The sequence below is a fragment of the Emticicia agri genome (assembly GCF_004168285.1).
GTDB classification, from domain to species: domain Bacteria; phylum Bacteroidota; class Bacteroidia; order Cytophagales; family Spirosomataceae; genus Emticicia; species Emticicia agri.
Window position 1 is genome coordinate 26,697 of record NZ_SEWF01000044.1, and the last position, 24,181, is coordinate 50,877.

General features: G+C 37.9%; 19 protein-coding genes and 1 pseudogene. 8 read left to right on the plus strand and 12 right to left on the minus strand.

Translation table 11 applies throughout. The features are described from left to right. Positions 1-4: 4 nt before the first annotated feature. The 3 genes from EWM59_RS21890 to EWM59_RS21900 all read right to left on the minus strand — a co-directional run bounded on the left by EWM59_RS21890 (position 5) and on the right by EWM59_RS21900 (position 5,974). Positions 5-1,648, minus strand: coding sequence for a tail fiber domain-containing protein (locus EWM59_RS21890; RefSeq protein WP_165372263.1), 1,644 nt, complete (start codon positions 1,646-1,648; stop codon positions 5-7). A gap of 289 nt (positions 1,649-1,937) precedes the next feature. Continuing rightward, positions 1,938-5,537, minus strand: a complete 3,600-nt coding sequence (locus tag EWM59_RS21895) for a DUF4132 domain-containing protein (protein WP_130023390.1) — start codon at positions 5,535-5,537, stop codon at positions 1,938-1,940. 2 nt (positions 5,538-5,539) lie between these two features. Further along, complete coding sequence (locus EWM59_RS21900) at positions 5,540-5,974, minus strand: hypothetical protein (RefSeq protein ID WP_130023391.1); 435 nt, start codon at positions 5,972-5,974, stop codon at positions 5,540-5,542. A gap of 109 nt (positions 5,975-6,083) precedes the next feature. Between EWM59_RS21900 and EWM59_RS21905 the strand changes: the two genes are divergently transcribed. From EWM59_RS21905 to EWM59_RS21925, 5 genes are all read left to right on the plus strand, one after another. After that, on the plus strand, positions 6,084-6,461 hold the full coding sequence (locus tag EWM59_RS21905) for a hypothetical protein (RefSeq protein WP_130023392.1): 378 nt from the start codon (positions 6,084-6,086) through the stop codon (positions 6,459-6,461). 89 nt (positions 6,462-6,550) lie between these two features. Beyond that, positions 6,551-7,657 (plus strand): alcohol dehydrogenase catalytic domain-containing protein, encoded by a 1,107-nt coding sequence (locus EWM59_RS21910; RefSeq protein ID WP_207220047.1) that lies wholly within the window; start codon positions 6,551-6,553, stop codon positions 7,655-7,657. Positions 7,658-7,939: 282 nt separating this feature from the next. Continuing rightward, positions 7,940-8,737, plus strand: coding sequence for an alpha/beta hydrolase (locus EWM59_RS21915; protein ID WP_130023393.1), 798 nt, complete (start codon positions 7,940-7,942; stop codon positions 8,735-8,737). A gap of 162 nt (positions 8,738-8,899) precedes the next feature. Then, positions 8,900-9,847 (plus strand): 5-oxoprolinase subunit C family protein, encoded by a 948-nt coding sequence (locus tag EWM59_RS21920; protein ID WP_130023394.1) that lies wholly within the window; start codon positions 8,900-8,902, stop codon positions 9,845-9,847. Positions 9,848-9,876: 29 nt separating this feature from the next. Further along, positions 9,877-10,632, plus strand: coding sequence for a LamB/YcsF family protein (locus tag EWM59_RS21925; protein WP_130023395.1), 756 nt, complete (start codon positions 9,877-9,879; stop codon positions 10,630-10,632). Between the two features lie 155 nt (positions 10,633-10,787). Here EWM59_RS21925 and EWM59_RS21930 read toward each other — a convergent pair whose 3' ends face one another. Together EWM59_RS21930 and EWM59_RS21935 are read right to left on the minus strand one after the other, a co-directional pair. Further along, positions 10,788-12,023, minus strand: a complete 1,236-nt coding sequence (locus tag EWM59_RS21930) for a M56 family metallopeptidase (RefSeq protein ID WP_130023396.1) — start codon at positions 12,021-12,023, stop codon at positions 10,788-10,790. Then, positions 12,020-12,382, minus strand: a complete 363-nt coding sequence (locus EWM59_RS21935; protein ID WP_130023397.1) for a BlaI/MecI/CopY family transcriptional regulator — start codon at positions 12,380-12,382, stop codon at positions 12,020-12,022. The genes EWM59_RS21930 and EWM59_RS21935 overlap by 4 nt, the downstream gene beginning before the upstream one ends. Before the next feature lie 245 nt (positions 12,383-12,627). Here EWM59_RS21935 and EWM59_RS21940 point away from each other — a divergent pair, with 245 nt between their 5' ends. From EWM59_RS21940 to EWM59_RS21950, 3 genes are all read left to right on the plus strand, one after another. After that, complete coding sequence (locus EWM59_RS21940; protein WP_130023398.1) at positions 12,628-13,944, plus strand: MFS transporter; 1,317 nt, start codon at positions 12,628-12,630, stop codon at positions 13,942-13,944. 391 nt (positions 13,945-14,335) lie between these two features. Continuing rightward, on the plus strand, positions 14,336-15,451 hold the full coding sequence (locus EWM59_RS21945) for a glycosyltransferase family 4 protein (protein ID WP_130023399.1): 1,116 nt from the start codon (positions 14,336-14,338) through the stop codon (positions 15,449-15,451). A gap of 111 nt (positions 15,452-15,562) precedes the next feature. Then, a complete protein-coding gene (locus tag EWM59_RS21950) occupies positions 15,563-16,750 on the plus strand; it encodes a glycosyltransferase (protein ID WP_130023400.1) in 1,188 nt (395 codons plus the stop codon). Between the two features lie 52 nt (positions 16,751-16,802). Here EWM59_RS21950 and EWM59_RS21955 read toward each other — a convergent pair whose 3' ends face one another. From EWM59_RS21955 to EWM59_RS21990, 7 genes and pseudogenes are all read right to left on the minus strand, one after another. Next, the gene (locus EWM59_RS21955) at positions 16,803-17,465 is read right to left on the minus strand and encodes an endonuclease III domain-containing protein (protein ID WP_130023401.1); all 663 of its coding nucleotides are present in this window, start codon (positions 17,463-17,465) and stop codon (positions 16,803-16,805) included. Positions 17,466-17,696: 231 nt separating this feature from the next. Next, positions 17,697-18,071, minus strand: coding sequence for a DUF5618 family protein (locus EWM59_RS27780; RefSeq protein ID WP_165372264.1), 375 nt, complete (start codon positions 18,069-18,071; stop codon positions 17,697-17,699). Positions 18,072-18,167: 96 nt separating this feature from the next. Further along, the gene (locus EWM59_RS21965) at positions 18,168-19,145 is read right to left on the minus strand and encodes an NAD-dependent epimerase/dehydratase family protein (RefSeq protein ID WP_130023402.1); all 978 of its coding nucleotides are present in this window, start codon (positions 19,143-19,145) and stop codon (positions 18,168-18,170) included. 83 nt (positions 19,146-19,228) lie between these two features. Beyond that, positions 19,229-20,215: a hypothetical protein gene (locus tag EWM59_RS21970; RefSeq protein ID WP_130023403.1), complete on the minus strand. Its 987-nt coding sequence runs from the start codon at positions 20,213-20,215 to the stop codon at positions 19,229-19,231. Between the two features lie 306 nt (positions 20,216-20,521). Further along, positions 20,522-21,931: an MBOAT family O-acyltransferase gene (locus EWM59_RS21975; RefSeq protein ID WP_130023404.1), complete on the minus strand. Its 1,410-nt coding sequence runs from the start codon at positions 21,929-21,931 to the stop codon at positions 20,522-20,524. A 348-nt stretch (positions 21,932-22,279) separates the two neighbouring features. After that, positions 22,280-22,769 (minus strand): annotated as a pseudogene (locus EWM59_RS28825) (transposase); the annotation flags it as partial. Positions 22,770-22,987: 218 nt separating this feature from the next. Further along, a complete protein-coding gene (locus tag EWM59_RS21990; RefSeq protein WP_130019099.1) occupies positions 22,988-24,100 on the minus strand; it encodes an IS4 family transposase in 1,113 nt (370 codons plus the stop codon). Positions 24,101-24,181: the final 81 nt, after the last annotated feature.

Genomic DNA, 24,181 nt, shown 5'->3' on the forward strand with positions numbered 1-24,181 from the left:
ATATTTATTTATCACTTTTATGAACTGATTTATCTTCCTGCATTTTTATAAAAGCCTCAACTTTTGCCAGTCTATCTTTCAATAAATCATTTTCCTCTTTTAGTGTTTTAACACTTTCAATGAGATGAGGAATCAGACCTGCGTAATCGACTGATAAATATCCTTTATCACCTTTGTTTATCAACTCAGGAAAAACCTTTTCAATTTCCTGCGCAATTACACCCGTTTGCAGGCTTTGTCCTTTCTTGGGGTCTTTCCAGTAGTAATGATAACCTTTCAGTGTTGAAAGTAAATTTAATGAATTAGTAAGAGGTGAAACTTCTTTTTTAAGTCGGGCATCAGAATAAGTGTCATAAGCAACCGCAGTTACTCTTCCGCTGAATTCAGCACTTGTCGTACTATTTGCTTTGAGCATAAGTACATCCCCATCTCCTTGCGTGGCAAACATCATCACTTTAGTACTACTGGGACGGGCATAGATATACCAGTATTCTGAGGTCAGATGACTACTGAATTTAATTGATGGCCCTAACGTTGAAGATTCTCTGATTTCTAAATTGGCATCATGGCTAACATACTCAGTTGGTGAAACTATTTTCAGTTTACCCTCAAAATATCCGGCATAACTGGTAGTACTGGCATTGGTAGTTTTTCCATAAATCCCATAGCCGTTGGTAGCACCGGTTTCGCCTTTAATACCCCCTAAACCTGCTGTGGAAACACCATAAATGCCGTAACCATTGGTTGAAGCTCCATAAATCCCATAATTATTTGTTGAAATACCTGAGACTCCATAACTATCTGACGATTCACCTTTTATACCTATCCCTGAGTTAGACACCCCATTCATACCAAATCCACTTGAGCTACTACCATACACTCCCGTATTAGCCGAAGAAATTCCGGCTGTTCCTATGCCATTGGTAGAGTTGCCATATACGCCGTATGCTCCACCTGCTCCCGACACACCAAAACCATTGGTATTGTCTGTACCTAAACCATACACACCCACCAGACCAGAGAAACCATAAATGCCATGTGTACCTCCTGCTCCGAAAACGCCAGCCCCGTTAGTGCTTACACCTGAGGTACCTGCATTAGAGGTTGATGCTCCATATACGCCCGAACCACTCGTTGAAAGCCCATATACGCCTGAAGCGGTGTTGCTAACACCTGAAACTCCGGAATTGCTGTTGGAAGTGCCATGAACACCATCTCCGGTAAATGAATTACCCCAGACTCCGTAAGTATTCCCTATGCTTAAAATCCCTGCTGTATTATTGCCATTGCCAACAGTCAATAAGTAATCAGCGTTTACCGAATCTGTACCAATCTTTATCTGATTACCCGAATTTTTCAGGAAATTATCTGCTACCCAACCGCTACCATTATTTCGTAAGGTTTGTTCTGAAGAACCTACCGGTAAAACATTGGTACCTAATAAGTTCAACCATGAACTACCATTGGAGTATTGATACGCATTATTGGTTGAATTATAAATCATGGTACCTATGGCTACACTATTAGCAGCAGGACGATTAACCGTAGTATATCTCGGGAAGGCAATACCCGTAGGTGCAACTATTCCACTTTGCGCAAAAATGGAAAGACTGCTTAACAATAAGGCTGTAAGAAGTAAAGGTTTCATTTTCATTTTTGTAGCTATTTAGAGTACGGAGCAAATACGAAGTTACAAAATGAATGGAATAAAAAATACAAGTTTTATGAAGGTTTTAATTGGGGTATTTGACAACTCATCGGCCGTACTTCGTTGCCAGTATTTAACAGAGGTTCTCTAAATCCGATGCTTTAATATTATGGGGATTTAGTGAGGTTTGTGAGTGAAAAATAGTAGTCCATATATTTTAAAACCTTCTCTCATAGGCTAATGAAAGAAGGTTTTGCAAATGCGTTTCATGTCATTGAAAGTTTCAAGCCTAAATACCTAAAACGTCAATAGTAATATTGGCGTCGTTTTGTAAAAATAAAGCCTTTGCCAGAATGATATATAAAGTATCATCGTCTTCAATAGGTAGTCTTAAACGTTTATTTTTCTTTAATTCACCTACATTAGGGATAAGATTGATATGTTTCTGGCTATCTTTTATCTGTGCAAATCCACTCCCCAGATTGATTCGATAAATATGTTTTGAACCATTAATGATCCAGTAGTTTTTATCAAATCCACTTGAATTGATATTTAAAACCGGAATGAGTTTTTCAATAATCTGCTTTCTGATTTTGGCCGAGGCATTATCTGAAAATAAACCATGATGATAAGAATCATTATAATTATGATAGGTCTGTTTATTATCTGATAACTCAGGATTATTGCTGACGCTTGTAGTAGCAATAAATAAATCAATGTCTCTGCAAATTTCCGATAATGTTACCAGCGGAATTTCCGACAATAGAATCTTCTCATAAGTTTTCAGATTGTAGGCAATTTTTGTAGAATTATCTCTGGTGAAATAAAGATTTTTAGTCGGAACCGCAAAGCTATTTCTATCATAATCACACGGAATATGAGCGGTCAGATTAAGAGGTTTGATATAAACTCTTGGCCAGCTTTTATCTTCATGCTCGTAAGTAAATATCCAACCTGCGGCATTGGCAATAGCCATCAATTTTCTTACTTCCAGAAAATGATGCGCAAAACGGGAACTCTCGGTTTGTGAGAGTTCAGTATCCGAAAAAGGATAATGCTCTCTGAAAGCTTGCCTTTCAGGTTGTTTAATGTTATTAGTCCAGATATAGTTTTGCCATCTGGCAACATTCTCCTCTGTATTGACTACTGGATGCCACAGGCCTACCTCATCGGTATCATTAAGCGCATATACTTTTCCATCTGAATCAAGTAACTCATGATTAATCAGAATAAAGTCTGTTCCTTTACTCTTGTTAGTCCAGATAAGATTTTCGATATGAGATGATATAAACGGATGCCCGAGCAAATATGACTTCCATTCTGCACCTGTCCATACCCTGTCATAAAGCCAGTAGGTTCGTATGCGCTTTTTCAGGTCATTAAAAACGGCAGTGATTTGCTTCACTTCCAGATTGATTTCATCAAGCGTTTTTTTGTTTATATCATAAGGCGCATTTTTTAGTTTTTCATTTTGCTTATTGAGCCATTGTTTATTGATTTTCTGATTTTCAAGAGTAAGTTTAAGCAAACAATTTCCGCCATCAAGTATTCTTTCACCATTTTCAAAGCCAAAACCCGGAATCGTCTTATCTGCCAGTAATTGTTCAGGAGTAGTAGAGGTTGCTTTAAACTTATCTATGCTTTTCTCTAAAGCTCTGGCAAAATTATTATACTTGGTTTTATTGTGCATAATAACCAATAGCCCAAAAGCTTCATCTTTCCCTGAACTAACCAACGCTTCTAATCCCAGATTACCTGTCGCTGTAGATTTAGGTCCAATGCCCGGAATCTTGGCATAGGCTGACTGAATGACCATTTTTACGATACTTAACGATAAATCGTTTGGAGACAATTGTGTGCAAGACCAAAGCAGCCCACTCAATGGACCTCTAAAATTGGCATCATACCAGAAATCCTCTTTTAATGAACCTGCCATTAATATTTGCAGCTCTTTAAAGTATTTTTCAGCACCCAGCGTTTCAATGACTTCCTTTAGTTCTGCCAACCATTTAGTATTCGGTTTTTTTGAGCCTGAGCACTGCACAATCACATTCATTACCTCATACCATTGCTCCTTACTGTTCAGTTCATCAACATATTTGTTTTTAAACCAAACCCAGTTAGGGTCATCAAGAAAACGGTTCTTAATTTTCTGACCTGTTTTTTCTGATAATTTATTTGCTTTAAAGTGCGCAAACGGAATAGCTTCTAATTGATTGGGGTCATAGTTTAATTTTTCAAATTCCAATGAATCCATCAGATGCTCTACCTGATTTTCAGCCATGCCTTTGGCAAAATTATCTAAGTAGAATTCAATAAAAAACTTGGTTTCAGGATAACTCATAAAAGCAAGCGCATAGAAATAAGACCAGTTATCAGCATAAACGGGTATCATAATTAATCTATAAGCACTACCTGCTGATTTTAATAAAGAATTGATTAGTGTCTGTACTGACCCGTAGTAAATATTGTGCTCAGTATAATTATAGCTTATTTTGGCAATATAACTATCCGGATAAGACAGTTTCGTAGGTATATTGACAACCGAAATAGGCATGAGTAATTGCAAATCACTTAATAGGGCTTGCATTTGAGCACCTCTCAGTAATTCTTCCAAACCATAATTGTAACGATCACTATAAGCTGATTTAAAATAGTAATTACTTATTTTACTTTCATACATCAGTTTCCACTCAGGATTTTCTACTTTTCCGGCTAACTCTTTTAAGGCAATAAGTCCTGTAGCGTTTGGCTTTTGGGTTTTATTATAAGCATAATTATAGAGTATATTTTCATATACGCTTATTACTTCGTCTTCGTAATTAAGAGAACCTTTTAAGCGGTTAAATACCTCCGTATAAAAATTATCAAAAATAAATACAGAGTTATATTGTTCTGATAGACCATATTTTGTCTTCAATTTTTGTAATAGCCAATCGGCATCACAATCTGAATTTTGAGCAAGCCTCTGTAAAACAGGCTTCCAATAGACCTGATGGTCATATAAAAAATGGTTCATCAACAGATAAATGGCAGTTTCTGCCATTCGGGTCTCCTGGCCTTTTACCTGCTGAATAAAAGAAAGACCCTCCTTGAATTTTTCTAAGGTAAGGCTTCTTTTAGTAGCAGGTGCTTGAAGACTGAAAATATCTCTTAGTAAAACAAAATCGTCGAAGTGTAAATGAAAACCATACAGCGCATTGCATTGAGCGATACTTTCCCGGAACGATTGCTCTATTAATGAACCATACTTCTCTTCGGTAATTACCCTGACATCAGAACGCCACAGCTTATAGTCAAAAGGTGAATTATACAGAAGAAAGAGCATATAAGCCTTTTCTTTAAATTGTTGAGCATTTACATAAGCCAGTATTTTTTCAAAATATAATTCTCTGTTCTGATTTTTTAAACCACGAAAGTCAAGAGGTAGAAAGCTTATATTTTCGTTGATTTTAAGATGAATAGCATGGTAATAAAAGAAAATTTTACGACCAGCAATTAAAGGGATATATAATTCAGGATGTTCAAAAAATAAAGGAGGATGGGAGTCACTATACAAAGTATTGGCTGATAAACTGTTCGGAGCTTGATAAAGCGCAAATAACCTTTCTAAAAAACTATTATCAGGGTTTTGATAAATAATATAAGGAAATGCAATCCTTAAGTAAAAGTAAATTTCTGAGGTATTATAGTTATTATAAGAGTGATTACTCGCATTCTCCGGTAGGGCATAAATTTCTTTAACAGGGCTCAGAAACTCCTTTTCAAAAGTACTGATTTCAATATTGCTTGCTTTGAACCAGTCAAAAAGAAGGTCAAAAGATTGGTCAGCGGTAAATTCCGGTTGTTCAGGTTTTTCGTTTCTAAAAATTTGTTCAAGAATGTTCATTTTTATAGAGTTGTGAAGGTGATTTGATTGAGTAGTTGGTTGTTAAAAAAGGTAATAATAGAATTTGAATGAATAGGGAAAGGCTGATGAATATCATCAATAACGGTATCATCGACAATGACAAGGATATCTTTATTCCTGATGGCGGCCATTAGTTGATAAGTGACAAACTCTGGGTCGTCAAACATTTTCCATTCAGGAAGTTTTTCTTTAATGAGCGCCCGAATACTTTCTACTTCATCAGCAGGAATATCTTTGAGGTTTCGGTAACCGATTTCATCAAGAAGTAATTGAATTTCAAAAATCTCTTTTCGGCCATCGGTATAAGTCTCGAATAGCTCAAAGATTAGGTAGATAAGGGAAGGAAATTCATATTTCCATAATCCTTTCAGGTGGCGTTTAGATTTTACTCTGGGTTTAATTAAAACCTGATCCATCACAGCGTTTTTTTATGATTAGTGCAGTATATTTGAACCAAATTTAGGATAATTTACAAACATATAAAAATCTGATTCAGAACATTTTTTGAAATAAGCGAAGCTTCAATTGAAAACGCAATTAATCATAAAAACCTCCTCATTTAAGTCATTTTTACAGCTTTTTGATAGAAATGAAATTGTAAAAGATTTTGTATTTGGCGATACAGGCTACAAAAGTGAGGGTTATGTTGATGAAAAAATATTTAATGGTTTACATCGGGTAGAAGATATTCTTAATTCTGATTACGATTCCGATGGCCCAACTATATTTAGTGCGGTGATAGACAAAATGGAGGTTGAATTGCTCAATGATTATCCGGTACAACAATACAAAGTATGTGGAGAAGATTTCAGGCTGAGAGGCTTAATAAATAAGGTCATAGAATTGAACACTTATGCACCGGATACTTATAGTTATTCAGCAATAGAGCCACTATATTTCTGAAAATAAATTTTAAGTTCCTCAGATTTCTCTATCACACCAACACAAAAATTCCTCTATCTTTGAACCCATTCAACCTCTCTAAATAACCTATGATACAAGCACGAGCGGCTATTGCTGACGGACAAGGAAGCTTTTCTATCCAGACTATTGAAGTGGATAATAAACCTGTTTGGGACGAAGTACTGATACAGGTAATGGCCGCAGGTATCTGCCATACCGACTGGGATTCTCAATCGTGGAGCAAGCCGCTCATTATGGGGCATGAAGGCGCAGGCGTAGTGGTAAAAGTCGGCCCGGAAGTAAAAAGCCTGCAAGTGGGCGATAAAGTGATTCTGAACTGGGCTATACCCTGCTACCAATGTTTTCAGTGTCAGGAGGGTAATCAGCATATCTGTGAAGTGAATTCTCCTGTTACCGCAGGCAACAAAGTTTCAGGCGGTCATGCCCGTTTAGAGGCTTCTACCTTAAATCATACACCCATTGAACGCTCTTTTAGTCTGGGTACAATGGCTGAATATACTTTGGTACGTGAAGCAGCCTGTGTGAAAATCAATGTCGATATTCCGTTTGCTTCGGCAGCTATTATCAGTTGTGGGGTCATGACGGGATATGGATCGGTGGTGAATGCCGCCAGAGTAAAAGCAGGTTCATCGGTGGTAGTGCTGGGCACGGGTGGGGTAGGACTCAACGTAATTCAAGGCGCAAGAATAGCCGGAGCGGCCAGAATCATTGGCATAGACATTAATCCGTCACGACTGGAAATGGCTATGGAATATGGCGCTACGCATACCATTTTAGCGTCAAAAGACGATACAGGGCTATTGGAAGCCGCAAAAAAAGTAAAAGAACTCACCCAACGTGGCGCAGATTATGCCTTTGAATGTACTGCTATTCCGGCATTAGGTGCTGCTCCGCTGGCAATGGTGCGCAACGCAGGTATGGCAGTGCAGGTAAGCGGCATTGAGCAGGAAATCAGTATAGATATGAACCTCTTTGAGTGGGATAAAGTCTATATCAATCCGCTCTACGGCAAGGCACGCCCACAAATAGATTTTCCGATTTTACAGGAACTTTATCAAAAAGGCGACCTGATATTAGACCAGATGGTAACCCGTACTTATAGCCTTGACGACCTAAACCAGGCTTTTTCAGACATGCACCACGGCCTCAATGCTAAGGGTGTGATAGTGTTTTAGTTTAAAAACCAGATGAACTCTTATAGGTATGAAAGTTAAAATAACAACTAAAAATTAAAATCCTTAAAACATCATTTCCTGTTTGAGTACGATTAAAAACTATGTAGTAGTCAATGATATTTAGAAATGATATTACAAGTTTTTAATTGTACGAGTTTAAATGATGCCTGCTTTTTTGGATACTTTTTTTCAGGTAAAAAAAGTATCAGCCCACCAATTATGAAAAGGTAAGTAGTAGTTCTATAGTGAATAAACACTTACCTAAATTAGTTATAGAAATAAATGTCAAAATTCTTTACCATAGAAATATCTGACCCGACTTACGAAAGAGACCATCTCCGATACGTAACGGTCAAAAGCAAAGCCTTAAAAAAAAGAACTGATATTAGCCTTTTTGTACCCGAAGGTCCTATCAAAGGCATTGTCATACTGTTACATGGTGTTTATGGTTCACATTGGGCATGGTCGCTCACAGGAGGCGTTCATCAAACCACTCAGGCATTGATAGACCAGAAAAAGATAGCACCCATGCTGCTGATAATGCCGTCTGATGGGCTGTTTGGCGATGGTAGCGGGTATTTGCCTCATCATTCAGAAAACTACGAAGACTGGATTGTATCAGACCTGAAAGACCTGATTTACGAAATTCAGCCCGACCTGAATCCTGATTTGCCTTTGTTCATTACAGGCTTGTCGATGGGAGGCTATGGAGCCATGCGGTTAGGCGCAAAATATCCTCACGTATTCAAATCTTTTTCGGGGTTATCATCCATTACGGAATTTTCTCAACTGAAACAGTTTTTAGAAAATAATGACGATACCCAGCTGAAATACAATGTATTAGCAGAAGAAAGCACGCTGCAATGGATACTCGCCAATAAAGGCCTTTTGCCATTATTCCGTTTTGATTGTGGCAAAGCCGATTTGTTAATTGAGGATAACAGAAGATTGCATCAGGCATTAATAGTAAACAATATCCCTCATATTTATGAAGAATTTGATGGCGCCCACGAATGGCCTTACTGGCAGGAGCATATTGTGGATACTTTGTTGTTTTTTAATGGGTTTTTGTCTGTCTGAACTCTGATTGAACTGATTTATGGATTTCGCTGATTTTAAATAAAGACTAAGTCAAATTAATCAGTTCAATCAGGTAAATCAGTTCAATCAAAGTTCAGACAAATTAATCAGTTCAATCAGCTAAATCACAGTTCAGACAAATAACCGCTCAATTCCTATCCCATGCGTTTCATAAAATCCGGCATACTAAGCACCTACCAGGATTCAGGTAGAAATGGCTATCGTTACCTCGGTATTAATCCGAATGTGGCGATGGATAGAATGGCTGTCAGGTTGTTGAATATCCTTTTACAGAATGAAGAAGACGAAGCAGCGATTGAAATTCATTTTCCGTGTCCTGAAATAGTGATGGAGAAAGATAGCATTATAGCCATTGGAGGAGCTGATTTTGCTCCTTATCTCATTGATGAAAATCGCCAGATACAGGAAATCAATAACTGGCAATGCACCTGGGTTCCGGCCGGAAGCACCCTGAAATTTAAAAAACGTATCTACGGACAAAGAGCATATATAGCTATCAAAGGCGGGTTCTCTGCCAAAGAATGGTTAGGTAGCAAAAGTACCAATCATCTGCTTGATTTTAATACCATCAATCCCGGCCATGAGGTGGAAACAAGAGCCTTTCCCAGACCTGATTTTCTTCCTTATCTCGGTATTTCTCTGGTGCCTCCTTATTCAGATTCACCAGTTATCAGACTCATCAGGGGCAATGAATATGAGTTTCTTACCACAGAAAGTAAGAATATCTTAGAAAATCATACTTTTACAATCAGCCAGCAGTCTAACCGGATGGGTTTCAGATTGGCAGGAGAGGCTTTGCATGTAGAAAATAAAATAGAACTTATTTCTTCGGCAGTAGATTTCGGAACGATTCAGCTATTACCCGACGGTCAGTTAATTGTACTGATGGCCGACCACCAGACCACCGGAGGTTATCCCCGTATCGGAAATGTAATTACCGCAGACTTACCACTTTTGGCGCAATGTGGCGTGAAAGAGCCTATTCGTTTGCGGTTTATTTCTTTAGCCGAAGCAGAAGAATTGTTAATTTTGAGAGAGAAAGAAATAAACAAATTAAAAGCCACTATCAGGCTTTTGTCGGTTATATAATTAAACGTTTTATCTACTTTACTATCAAGATGCCAAGTATAGACCTGAATTGTGATATGGGGGAGTCTTTCGGAACCTGGACAATGGGTAACGATGAAGCCCTGATGCAATATATTTCGTCGGCAAATATTGCCTGTGGTTTTCATGCAGGCGATGCGGGTATTATGCGAAAAACGGCGCAATTAGCCATACAAAATGGAGTAGCTATTGGTGCGCATCCCGGTTTTGCTGATATTCAAGGCTTTGGTAGACGGAATATGCAACTCAATGCAGACGAGGTATATGATATTTGTATTTATCAGATAGGGGCTATGCTTAATGTGGTAAAGGCTTTAGGGGCAACCTTGCACCATGTAAAACCTCATGGTGCTTTGTATAATATGGCGGCAAAAGACGCAAAACTGGCACAAGCCATTGCGCAGGCAACCAAAGACAGTCAGGCAGATTTGATTTTATATGGACTATCAGGCAGTTTACTGATTACTGAAGCAGAAAAAATCGGGTTAAGTACAGCCTCAGAAGTTTTTGCCGACCGCACCTATCAGAACGATGGCAGTCTTACTCCAAGAACCCAACCTAACGCCCTGATAGAAGATACCGAAACAGCCGTCAGTCAGGTTATCAGAATGATAAAAGAACAGACTGTAGTTTCTACCGATGGAAATATAGTAGCTATCAAAGCAGATACCGTTTGTGTGCATGGCGATGGAACCCATGCCGTGGCTTTTGCCAAAGCATTAAACGAGAGAATCGAGGCAGAGGGGTTATTAGTAAAGTCAATTTAGGATTCAGAATACTATGAATTAAATTGAGAGATACTAAAAGGAGGATTCTGGAACAGAAATTAATCTATTCCAGAATCATTACCTTCAAACATACTCCTCCCTCCAACATTCTGAGTAAAATTTCAGAAATAGGCAATCTACCATCAATTAATTGATTATTGTTTTGCTGGTGCCGGTGGTGGCGGAGGTGGGAGCTTTTCTACTGCTTCTTTGGAAGAGCCTTTAACTTTTTGAGACATCTGATTCCATTGTTCTTCAGTCGGTAAAGTTAATTTTAAAGAAGATTCTTTGAACTTTAGGCCCTCTTCTACATCGTCTACTGTCTTAAATTGACTCTGATTCAAAGCATCGGGCTTTACTAAGTCCAGCATCATTTTCGATTTAAGCGCAACGATTTCCTTTTCATCCATTTTGGTAAGCTGATTGTCAGCGGCAGCATCTAAAATTAGTACATGTTCTTTCAGCTTTGATTTCATCGGTTCGATGGTTATTTCCTTAGGTTTGGGTGCTACATCAGTTATCTGCTCATTCATACAACTGAATACAAACGCCAGTACAAAAACAATTGGAATAAAAAGTAAGAACCTTGAATGCTGAAATTGATTTGATTTGTTTTGATTCATTTTACTGATTCTTGTTTTAAGTGAATAAAAATTGAAATTTGTTACGAGGTTAAAAGGGTTATTACCGGAAAAGTGTAAAAGCAGGTATTGATACGTTTTTTTATCGATTCCGTTATTGATGACAATAGCATCGGTTAAAAATTCAAGATTCTGTCTCATTGAATTTTTTAATAACCAGGCAAAGGGATTTATCCAGTTAATGATTCTGACTATCTCTGCCAGAAGAATATCTACACTATGATTTTGTTGCACATGAATAGATTCATGCAAAAGTATTTTCCCGATTTCAGGATTAGTAAAGGCACTTTCAGCAATGAAAACAGATTTGCTAAAAGAGAAGGGCAAAATATCCTGAGAAACTACATACACCTGTTGCCCGTTTATTTCTCTTAAACTGGCGCTTCTTTTCAGTTTCAGATAAGAGAAATACTGAATTCCCAGATTAATTCCTAAGAATATGACACCAATGGCATAAATAGTTAATAAAATACTACTCAATGGCAACCATTGTGTAAGCGGATTGAAAGAGGGCAGGTTAGTTGAAGGTACATATTTGCCAAAACCAGCCTTACCCATCTGATTCTGAAATAGGGTATCAAGCCAGTCGAAATGACCGACGGCTACCCCAAAAGCAATTACTATACTGCCTAAGAAGAAGAACCGATTGGATACAAAAAAAGTGAGTTTCTCTAAAAACAGTTTATAGAAACCCCATATAACCATAATAGTCAGGCTGAACTTCAGTAATATAAGCAGGAGAGTTATCATTTTTTTTCGGATTCAATCATGGTTATAATTTCCTTTAACTGGGCGGGTGTCAGTTTTTTGTTTTCTACAAAAAAATTGACCATTTGCTGGTAACTATTATCAAAATAGTCTTCTACAAATTTGTGAAGAAAAGAGTTCTTATACGCCTCTTCTGTAACAAGCGGTTCATATAAACTTACATTCCCAATCTTACGACTGCTGAGAAAACCTTTTTTCTCCAGATTCTTAATGGTAGAAGCCAGTGTAGTGTAGGGTGTTTCTTCTTCACCCAATACCTCTAATATGGCCCTGATATGGGTTTCTCCCAATTGCCATATGGCCTTCATGGCTTGTTCTTCTTGTGCTGTCAGTTTTTGCATCTATCTACGAATTATTAATCAAATCTACGAATATTTCGTAGATGTTGCAAGTGTTTCGTAAGAAATATTTTTCAGGCTAATATTAACAGATTTCTCAGGCTAATAATATGCCTGATTTGGGTTGTTGACAACGTTTTTGTTTTCTGTTAGCATCGTATCCTAATTTTTAATAAATTGCTTCGTCGGTTTTCGATGTTATTGATTTTTGACTAACTGTTACTCAAAACTAACTACCTACCTTAGAAATGTTTCAAAAAAATCAGAAGAAAGTCCTCAATGCCTGGACTATGTACGATTGGGCCAACTCTGTACACAACCTGGTTATTATTACGGTTGTTTTTCCGATGTACTTTCTGGCAACTACTACCGAAAAAGATGCAGCAGGAAAAGTAATTAATGATGTGGTAAACTTCTTTGGTTTTCAGGTGCAGAACTCGGTACTATATTCTTACACCATTTCTACTGCTACCTTACTACTCGTTTTACTGAATCCGATATTGACTCCACTGGCCGATTCCAGCGGACGCCGTAAGTTTTTTATGAAGGTTTTCTGCTATTTAGGGGCTGCCAGTTGTGCTTATTTTTATTTTTTTACCAAAGATAATGTCTCATGGGTAGTGGTAGCCTTCGGTCTTTCGGTAATGGGGTGGGGTGGAAGCATTGTCTTTTATAACTCTTTTCTGCCCGAAATTGCCACCGAAGACCGCTTTGATAACCTGAGTGCGAGAGGTTTTATGATGGGCTATATCGGAAGCGTACTACTACTGGTTTTTAATCTAATAATGATTATGAAACCGGAATTTGTGGGGCTTACCCAGGAAGACAGCGATTCGGGTTTTACTGCCCGTATTTCGTTTCTGACAGTAGGAATATGGTGGGCATTATTTGCACAGATTCCGTTTTATTACTTACCCAAAGACCAGGTGAAACCCTTGGCCGGAAATTGGCTCACCAGCAGTTTGCACGAGTTAGGCAAGGTAATAAAAGAGGTAGGAAAAAATAAATTGCTTACCCGGTTTTTAGCTGCATTTTTTTTCTTTGATATGGGGGTAATGACCGTGATTTATGTAGCCACGCTCTTTGCCGATAAAGAACTGCATATTGAAAAAACCGGACTGATTGTAACCCTTCTGCTGATACAGTTAATTGCTATTCCCGGTTCTTTTCTTGCCTCGTGGCTATCAAGCAAATTTGGTAATACCAAGGCCTTGTTAATGGAGATTTTTGTGTGGGCACTTATGCCATTGGCTGCTTATTATACCACTACGCCTAATCAGTTTTATGTAATTGCTGCTGTAGTAGGTCTGGTTATGGGGGGTATTCAGTCTTTATCACGTTCTACTTATGCAAAACTGATTCCTGAAAATACAGAAGATACTGCATCTTACTTTGGATTTTATGACATTGTTGAAAAAATAGCCATTGCGTTAGGTACTTTTCTGTTTGGTTTTGTAGAATCGCTTACTGGCAATATGCGTAATTCGGTATTAGTGATTCTCGTCTTTTTTATCATCGGTTTCCTATTACTGATGCGTATTCCGTCTAAGAATATTTATAAGTAGAAGACGTGAGGGGTGATGAATTGAGGTCAGATACCCGGTCATTAATTTATTAACTCTGCCAATAATAGCAGATATATCCCTCTTTTTTATTAGTTTTGTGAAGATGTCCCAATAAACAGCTATGCAGACGTTGGTAAAAAGCCATAATTGAGGTATAGTCCATTCCCTGTTTATCCGGTAGCATCTCACAAAAACATCAACAAATATCCGGTATGTTATAGGGTTCGTTTTATTTACGATAGCCTGAAAAGATAAAAATGTGGTAGTATTCTATAGCATGCCCTTTTTAATAGAAAACCTATTTTTGTTAAGATACTAAAATAATGTGTAGGTAATTTTACGTAATGTTTTCCTGAAAGCCGATACGCCCTACATACATGACCTTTTTTTTATGAGAGTCCTTTTCGATCATCAATCATTTTCCGGTGCAAGATTTGGGGGTGTAGCAAGGTATTTTTATGACCTGATGCACAATCTGAAATACCATCAGGAAGTAGAGGTGAAATTATCTTTGCTTTTCTCTAATAACGAATACCTGAAAAATGCCGACGTGAAAAAGGTTTTTCCGTTTAGCTATTTTTTAGGATACGGCCCTACGAATGCCTTGTTTTCGCACCTGAACCGTGCCAATAGTGCCTTTCAGATAACCAGACATAATTACGACCTGTTTCATCCGACCTATTTCAACGATTATTTCATGACTTTTCTGGGTAAAACGCCTTATGTGATTACCCATCATGATACAATTCCGGAGAAATTTTCGACCCAGTATGCCGAACTCGATGGTTTTGATAAAGCCTATAAAAAACGGGTATTAGACAAAGCCGCAAGAATCATTGCCGTATCGGAAAATACCAAGAACGACCTGATAGATATTTTTCAGGTTGCTCCCGAAAAAGTAGCCGTTATTCATCATTCTACGCATTTTGCTACTTACAAACCTGCCGAAGACTTTGATATTATAACTCCTGAGCGATATTTGTTATATGTAGGCAATCGGGATAATTATAAAAACTTTGATGTATTTCTGAGAGCCATTGCACCGATACTGTATAAACAGCCTGATTTGCACCTGATATGTGCCGGAAGTCATGGGTTTACCGATGTCGAACAGAAACTGTTTCAGGAAACAGGCGTGAGCCAACAGGTTCAGCATCAGGAAATACAGAATGATGATGCCCTCTACCGGATTTATCAGAAAGCCGTAGCTTTTGTGTATCCTTCCTTATACGAGGGTTTCGGCATACCTATCTTAGAGGCCTTTGCCTGTGGGTGTCCGGTGGCATTGAGCGACCGCTCATGTTTCCCTGAAGTAGCCCGCAACGCCGCACTGTACTTTAATCCGGACGATACCGAGAATATTGCCTTTGAAGTAGAAAAACTGATTGACAATGCAGAGCTAAGGCTGAATTTAGTGAAAAAAGGCTATCAGAGACTGAAAGATTTTTCTCCTGAAAATACAGCTAAAAAGACCCTTGAAGTCTATAAAAGCGTGCTGGGGAAGTAAGGATAAGGCAATAAAACTTGCCTCAATAAATCAATTGCTATCAACCACAATCTGAATCAATAAACAGTTCTTGTCAGCCGTTTATGGATTCACCGGATTTTCAAAAGACCAATGATGCGAATTATTATCTGCGATATATATGTAAAATTAGTAGGACATAATTTAGGACACATTCAGAATATCTTACGATTTTTAGAACAAAACCCCACCGAAACTGAATATGTGTTTTTGCTGAATCCGGAAGCAAAAGCCATTCCGTCTATACGCACTTCGGCTAAAAACGTACAAATCACTTTCTTTACCGACGAAGAATTTGCCCCCCATCTGTCGGGCATGAGCCTCATCAAATCAACACATTTTCTATGGAAGACAATCATGAAATATGTCAGCGACTGGAAAGCTGACCGATTGATTTTAATGATGGTGGATATGTTTCAGCATACGATTGGCAGTAGTCGCCCGCCCTGCGAAATTACAGGTATCATGTTTAACCCTTATCCGAGAGTAATTCCGGCAGAGGGAACATTCCGTTCAAAACAACAAACGGCCGTTACCAAAGCCCGTAAAATGTTTACTTCGTGGTGGATGCTGCGTAACAAAAAACTGAAGAAAGTCTTCATTTTTAACGACCGGCAAACGGTGAAGACTATGAATGAGACACTCGGTACAAAAATATTTACGTATCTGCCAGACCCTGTCTATGATTATCCGTCAAGAGCCGGATTGGATATCAGAGCACAATATGGCATTGATGCCGATAAAAAAATATTGCTGGCATTTGGTATGATTGACAGCAAAAAGAATGTAGTAAATCTGCTAAAGGGCTTGCAGGAATTATCGGCAGAAGAGGCCACCCGAAGTTGCTTGTTAGTGGTAGGTAAAATCAGAGACGAGTATCAGGCACCATTGGCAGAAGCATTAGCAGAAGCTAAACAACTTCGTCCTGAATTACAGGTAGTGTTAGAGAGCCGCTTTGTGGACGATGATGAAATGGAATCGTTTGTGGGGCAAAGCGATGTGATTTCGCTGGCTTATATCAATTTCTATTCATCAAGCGGCGTAATTGGTCTTGCCTCCCGACATAACAAGCCCATTATTGCTACTAAATACGGCGTAGTAGGAGACCACACCCGTGAATACCAGTTAGGCTTGACAGTTGACGGACACAAACCCGAAGAAATCAAAGAGGCTTTTCAGTATTTTCTGCATACCCAAAAAATAGAATATCCTTTAAAAGCAAAACAATTTGTAGAAGACCATACCAGCGAGGCATTTATCAGAACGCTGTTAGAGCTATAATTTTATCGGTAACATGCACTTGCTTATGAAAGACTTACATGAGTTTTCAGGTTCATCTATGTTTTGTTACACCAATCTGCTCACAGAATTCTAATACCGGACAAGTAGAACACTTTGGTAAATTACCTGTACAGATATGTTTGCCAAATGGCATCAATAAGCGATTTATATCAATCCATTGTGCAACAGGTACTTTTACTTCCAATACCTTCAGGGTTTTTTCAGGCTGATTCGCTTCTACAAATCCCCAGCGATTCACTACCCGATGCACATGAATATCTACACTGATGGCCGATTGTCCGGCCGCTACACCCAATGCCAGATTGGCACATTTCGGGCCTACACCCTTCATTTCTATAAGTTTTTCAAAATCGGCAGGTAAATCTCCGTCGTATTTTTCAAGGGCAGTCTTAGCAATTCCGAGCATGGTATAAGCCTTCTGCTCAGGGTAAGAACTACCATAGAGTAATCCGGCCAGTTTCTCAGGGCTTAATTTTAGTATATCTTCCGGCGTACGGGCTACTTCGAACAGCTTCAACGATACCGGAATCGTGGTTTCGTCGAACGTGCGGATAGAAATAATACAGGAAATTAATTGTTCAAATAAAGAAGTATAACCCCGTTCGGCCAGTTCGAACATGGCCGCTTTCGGAAATGGCTTAATCGCTTCCTCAATCCGGGCAAGCATCAACGTAAGGTCAAAGTTGGGCTTCATCGTATCTTTTTGTTTGAATTATCCGTACAATATTAAAAATGCGTGCCAATTCAAATTTCAGCGATTTTCGATTTCGTAGGGGTTCAAAATCTTGAACCCCTGTATAGATATATCCTACCACGAATTGAATGAATATATGACAACAAAAAAAGTGACTGAACTACAGTTCAGCCACTTTTTTTCTGCCGAATATTATTAACGCAAAAATTAATCAATTAAAAAAAAGATTTTTTAACCTAATCGGGTATCGACCCAATTGATAATATTTTCTGCTTCTTCTAATCCTAATTTAGCCAATTTGGCACTTGGCGTACCATCATAACTCATATCTAAGTGTAATAGTTGATAAGCAGTAGCAAAAGAAGACGTTATTTTTTTATCCATTTTTGCCAATCTTGACTGATACCATTCTACCGATTTACGTCCTTTTTTTTCTTCGCGTAATAGTTCATCAAGGGCAACTAATATAGCCAAATAAGCAGTATGCCCTGCCATTCGTACATATTTTTTGTCTTGGTATAAGCCGTCCTCTTTTCTTACTTTTTCCTTTAAAATATCCTTTGCATTATCGATATAACGCATGGCTTCTGTTATTGCAGTTGACATTTCAAATAATTAATATGTTAAAATACTACAAAGAATTTAAAGAAATAAAAGGGTATGAAATTTAAATACAATCAACGACTTGAACTACTAATATTTTCACACCAATTCGGCTACTTCTTTATTGGCTTGTTCCGAAATCCATTGGTAGGTTTTGGTGATACCCTCTCTCAATGATTGTGACGGAGCCCAGCCTAATTTCTCCTGAATCAGGGCATTGTCTGAATTACGACCACGTACCCCTTGCGGACCAGGAATATTTTTAATAGTAATTTTTTTGCCTGAAATTTCGGCAATCATTTTCGCAAAATCGTTGATTGAAATCATTTCTTCTGAACCGATATTTACAGGACCAGAGAAATCAGATTCCATCAAACGACGAACACCTTCTACGCATTCATCTACATACAAAAACGAACGTGTTTGTTTGCCATCGCCCCAGATTTCGATCGTACCACCGTCTTCTGCTTCAATTACTTTACGACAGATAGCCGCAGGTGCTTTTTCTTTACCACCTTTCCAGGTACCTTGCGGGCCAAAGATATTATGAAAACGAGCTACTTTTACAGTAATGCCTAAATTACGTTGGTAAGTAAGATACAGACGTTCGCTGAATAATTTTTCCCAGCCATATTCGCTGTCAGGAGCCGCAGGATACGCTGATTCTTCTGAACATTTAGGGTTTTCAGGGTCAAGCTGATTGTACTCAGGGTACATACAAGCCGACGAAGAATAGAAGATTTTTTTCACACCTGCCTGTTGTGCGGCATGTAGCATGTGCAGGTTACAAAGTGCCGAATTGTGCATCACAGCCGCATCGTTTTCACCTGTAAAAATATATCCTGCGCCACCCATATCAGCAGCTAATTGATATACTTCATCAAAACCACCTTCTAAAACATTTTTACAAACTACCGGGTCAGTCAAATCACCGATTACAAAATCATCGGCATTCCCGTTTCCATATTCGTTATATTTTAAATCTACACCTCTCACCCAATAACCTTCACTCTTTAAGCGATTAACCAAATGGCCTCCGATAAAACCACCTGCTCCACATACCAGTGCTCTTTTCATAGAAATAATTTATGCTATTAAGTTATCAAATAAACATCTAAATAAAATACAAATTTAGTGAACGTAGCCGTATAAAAAAAATATTATAGTTTCTGATTTACTGCATTAATCCAAATCTGTTTCCCCTCGCAATTCCAGTGCGTGTCTCCTGCATCATACAGCATCTTTCCTGATGTGTTTAATGGGGTGTAAATATCGAAGAAAGGCATGTGTAAAGCAGGGTGTTTCTGAATTCGTTCAATTAGGTGGTTATATTCACCTAAATCGGTACCTAAAACAGAACTCTTGTTCGGAGCAATCGTCAGATATACTTCATCGAAACCGTTATTTCTGTAAAAATCGTAGGTTAGGTTCACATTCTTTACTAATAACTCAATTTCTTTATCAGAAATTTTATCAAACGTAGAAGTAATGCCACTCGGGCGGGCGTCTAATTCATAGAAAATGTTCTTTTTGTCTTTCGATACCACCACGTTTCCATCGGTTCTGTCAAACAAACGGTCGTTCAGTATGGCTTTCCATTCCTTGATAGTCAGGAAAAAGCCTGATGAAAACAACACTGATTCATGTCGCTCCGAATCGTACCAGAAGTCAGACTTGGCCTCTTTCATCAGGCTCTTCATGGCTTGTTGGGTAGTAGGTTCGCCAATGGTCAGGTTTTTATAGGGTGTAGCAAAACGTTCTCTGAAATGGCGTTCAACCGTCTCAATTACCAGTACATTCTTCTTAGTTTTGTCTAATTTAACAAAAGGCTGATGCCCGATAAAGAATCGATGAAAACTACCGCTTACAAAATCTCCGGCTTCAATACGACCCTCTTCCGTAAAACTATCCCCAATCAGATACAATGCTGTATTGGGTTTGGTAACAGGCATTTTACCCGGTTCACAAACCTGTTTTAAAACCCTGAATTGGGGCAGATTTGAAAAACGATACAAATCACCAAAGCGGTAATCATCTTCTATGATACCCTTTTCATACAGCCATTTTGATATATGCGGCGAAAATCCCAACAACCATAAGACTGAAAAGATGATGAGGGTGGTATATTTTATTATTTTTTTATTCATTGGGGTGGACTGAAATGGTATTATTTACCAAACTTCAAATTTAGTCCCGTAGGAACGATATATCGGCGGCCGCCGCGCGGTAGGAAAATAAGAATTTGTTCGTTAGAGTCCTGTAGAGACGATATATTAATATACCGTCTCTACAGGACTTAGGATTCTTATCGTGCGTTGTTTTTACCTACCTATATATTATCCCTACGGGGACGCCCAGTCGGGATATTAATTGAATTTTTATTGTTTCATTCAAATTTGTAACTCTATAAATTTTTTACTGATTTACCTGTATTGCTATCTCAATTATTCTCCCTAAAACTGAAAATAAATAAACTGATTTGATTCAAATACGCCGAAGAAATAACACACAGTCATCAGCACAATAAACAGGATATAAAACTTCGTGGTATTGTTTGTATCAATTACTTTATAAAAACGTTCTTTCAGCAATAAACCTGCAATCAATAGCCAACAAAATGCCATTTCTACATTGTTCAAAGGCGAATCTATGGTTTGTCCATAACTGCCGAATGAAAATATTTTCTGTAGAATAATCTTGGCGTTCGTCAAGCCCTTTGCCCTGAAAAATACCCAGGTGAGCATCACCAATATAAACGTAAAAGCCAGATGAAAAGGTTTACTCAGAAAACCGGGAAGTATATTGGTTTTGAGTTTAAAGTACTTATCCCGAATCTGTGCCATAATCAGGTATAAACCATGTAAAGCCCCCCAGATGACAAATGTCCAGGCTGCGCCATGCCATAGCCCACTCATCATAAATACAAAGAACCGATTAAAATACTTCCGTCCTTCGCTCACTCTGTTGCCACCCATCGGAATATACAGGTAATCTCTGAACCAACCTGATAACGAAATATGCCACCTGCGCCAGAACTCCGAAATTGACGTAGAGAAGTAAGGCGTATCAAAGTTTTCCATCAGCTTAAAACCCATTACTCTCGCTGTACCGATGGCAATGTCAGAATAGCCCGAAAAATCACAATAAATCTGAAAAGTAAAGAAAATAGTGCCAATTAATAAGGTAAGTCCGTTGTGGTCTTGTGGATTATCGTAGCAATAATCTACTACTAATGACAGTCGGTCGGCTATGACCACTTTTTTAAACATACCCCAGGCAATACGCATCAGCCCCTCTTTCAGGTTGCCGAAATCGTATTTGAAGAAACTATGAAACTGCCATAAAAGATTCTGGGGTCGCTCAATAGGCCCGGCTACCAATTGTGGGTAAAACATCACGTAAAGCGAATAAATAACAAAATCTTTCTCTGCTTTCTGATTTCCCCGATATACTTCAATGGTATAGCTCATAGCCTGGAAAGTATGAAACGACAAACCTATAGGCAAAGCAAAATCAAGAAAAGCAAATGGGGTAGGCGTATCGAATTTTGATAACAGAATGGCCAGATTGGTATTCAGAAAGTTATAGTATTTGAAATAGGCCAGAAAACCGATATTGGTAATGAGACTCAACACCAGCAGCCACTTTCGTTTTTTGCCCGTAGCATCGGCAATCAGAATACCGGCAAAATAATCAACAACGATGGTTACAAATAAGATAAGAATATAAATAGGCTTGAAAACCGCATAAAAATAACAACTCGCCAGGAGCAACAACCAGATTCTGCCTCGGTGTGGTAAACTGAAATAAGCTAAAGTAACAACAATAAAAAAGAATACGAATTGTAATGAATTAAATAGCATTCAGGCGTTTCGTTAGTTCAGAAATCAAGTTTCAAAGTTCAGAGTAATTATCAAAGTTTCAAAGGTATTTTTATAGAGAATATTTATTATTACAGATTTTTTGAATAAAAGGCCTGTTGATTAAGAGGCACCGGGTTATTGTATTTTAATGCATTCTAATGGTTTATAATTGTCTCATAATAAGGTGTTTCTGGTTTTTAAAATTCAAATAAAATCAAGAAAATGTAGAAAATCTGTGCAAATCCTGTGCAAATCCTGTGCAATTTTTTTTGTATATCTGAAATAAGAAAACAAACTTTTTATGAACACAAATATAGTAATTTCATTGGATACTCGCAGAAAAAAAATGAGGGGTGATAATGGTCGCATTTGCCACTCTCTTAACATGGGCAATACCTTGTCTGTAATACTGGTAAGTTCACTGGCAGACAAGGAATATCCATATATTTCCTGAAGATGTTTGCCTATTTCTGAATAGCCGCACGGGCGGCCCCGTCATACTCCTGCTATACATCGAAATAATTTGACCCTCTAATTGCTCTGTTAAAACAACCTGTCGTTTGGGTACGATACTTGGTTCAAAGCTTACAGAGCGGTCTCCTGGCGTTTGTAGCTCAAATTCTCCAACATTACTTTTTACTCGTTTAATTGAAGTCCCATTTCGCCTGTTTGACTTACCTAATGAACGCTCCTCCAATAAATGAGCTTCCATCTCGCCCTGTAAAGATTGTTCTAAAAAATGCTTGAGCATGGGAGCAAAGATGCCATTCTGGCCTGTTAAGGGCTTGCCTGAGTATAAACCCTTGATGGCTTCTTCTTGAAAAGCCTTGAATCGCAGCGGCGACCCGCTCGAAGTCTTGATTAGTTGCCATAAAAAAACTGTGTCAAGACTAAAATTAGAAAAATTCTAAATTTAGTCTTGACACAGTTTAAAAAATAGTCTCTCCGGTAATTAATGTACGACCTGTTTTCATGCCTCCTTTTTTTTGCAGAATATTGTTTATCTCCATTATTAAGGTGTTGCTAAAACTTATTATCCCTATGTTTCCAACTACTCTACCCGAAGATTTTTGTTAATTCCTTGTGATAGATGAATTGTAAATGAATCCACCTCAAAAAATCATATACAAGCATCTGACAAGTAGCTATAAAATTTTGTTTTTGTCTTTTTAGATTTACTCTGATATAATCTAAACCCTTTCTAAAGAAGCTATTAGCTTTATATCCATGTTTTTTGACTTTAATCATCTTTACTTTTTGATGGAGATATTGACCTGTTTTCAGTGCTATAGCTACAGCAATACTAACAAAAACCAACAATTTACTAAGTTTTTCGTTTCCTTTAATATGAGTAGTTTCTAAATCAAAGCCCCTTTGTTTGAAAGTTTGAAACAGAACTTCGATACACCACCTATGTCGGTAAAGATTTCCTAACTGCTTGGCTGGCAGATTACCTATCAGAAACAAAAAGTCTTTATTATCTAATTTCTTTAGCATAGTATTGCACCAGATTCCATCGACCAAACATGTTTCAAAGTAACGCTCCTGTTGATGGGACAATAAGTCGTTTATTGAACAAACAGCCCCATTCTTAAGTGTTATCAAATGGTTTTTAGGTAATCTCATACAGAAGTTTATCTGCCTGTCTTTTAGATACTTTAGCCATTGAATACCAATAAATTCCCTATCTCCAACTATCAAACCGATTCTATCCAAACCTATCACATCTACAATTGATTGTAATAAGTCACACCTGTCTTTACAATTACTATTACCTGAATTATTATCTAATAACTCCCAATACAATGGAATCCCTATTGAACCATTTTTGGCAACTATCATCAAAATATTGCATTGATAAATGCCGAAGTCCCATTCGGTTCTATCTATTGATAATTGAAGTTTACCTTTAGGTAAAAACATTAATAGTAAGAGACATACTTGCCTGTAATCGAAATCATAATCCTTAAAAAATGCCTGTATTCTACGTTCAACTGATTCTAATGTAGCTTCACTCTCAATGTGCAAGGCTATTTCTTTAAATTGCACCTTCCGGCTTTCGAGCATCCCTATCAGAAAATCACCAATGAATTTTTTCCTTGATAGATTCTTAGCAAGAGGTATTTTATCAAAAATCTTTATAATTTCGTCCCTAATGAGTTTTCTCATTCTAAAAGGTTGGTTTTGTTTGCTTGGTCGCTACAAAATTCAGCCTTTTTGTTTATAAATTAAAAATCTTCGGGTAGAGTA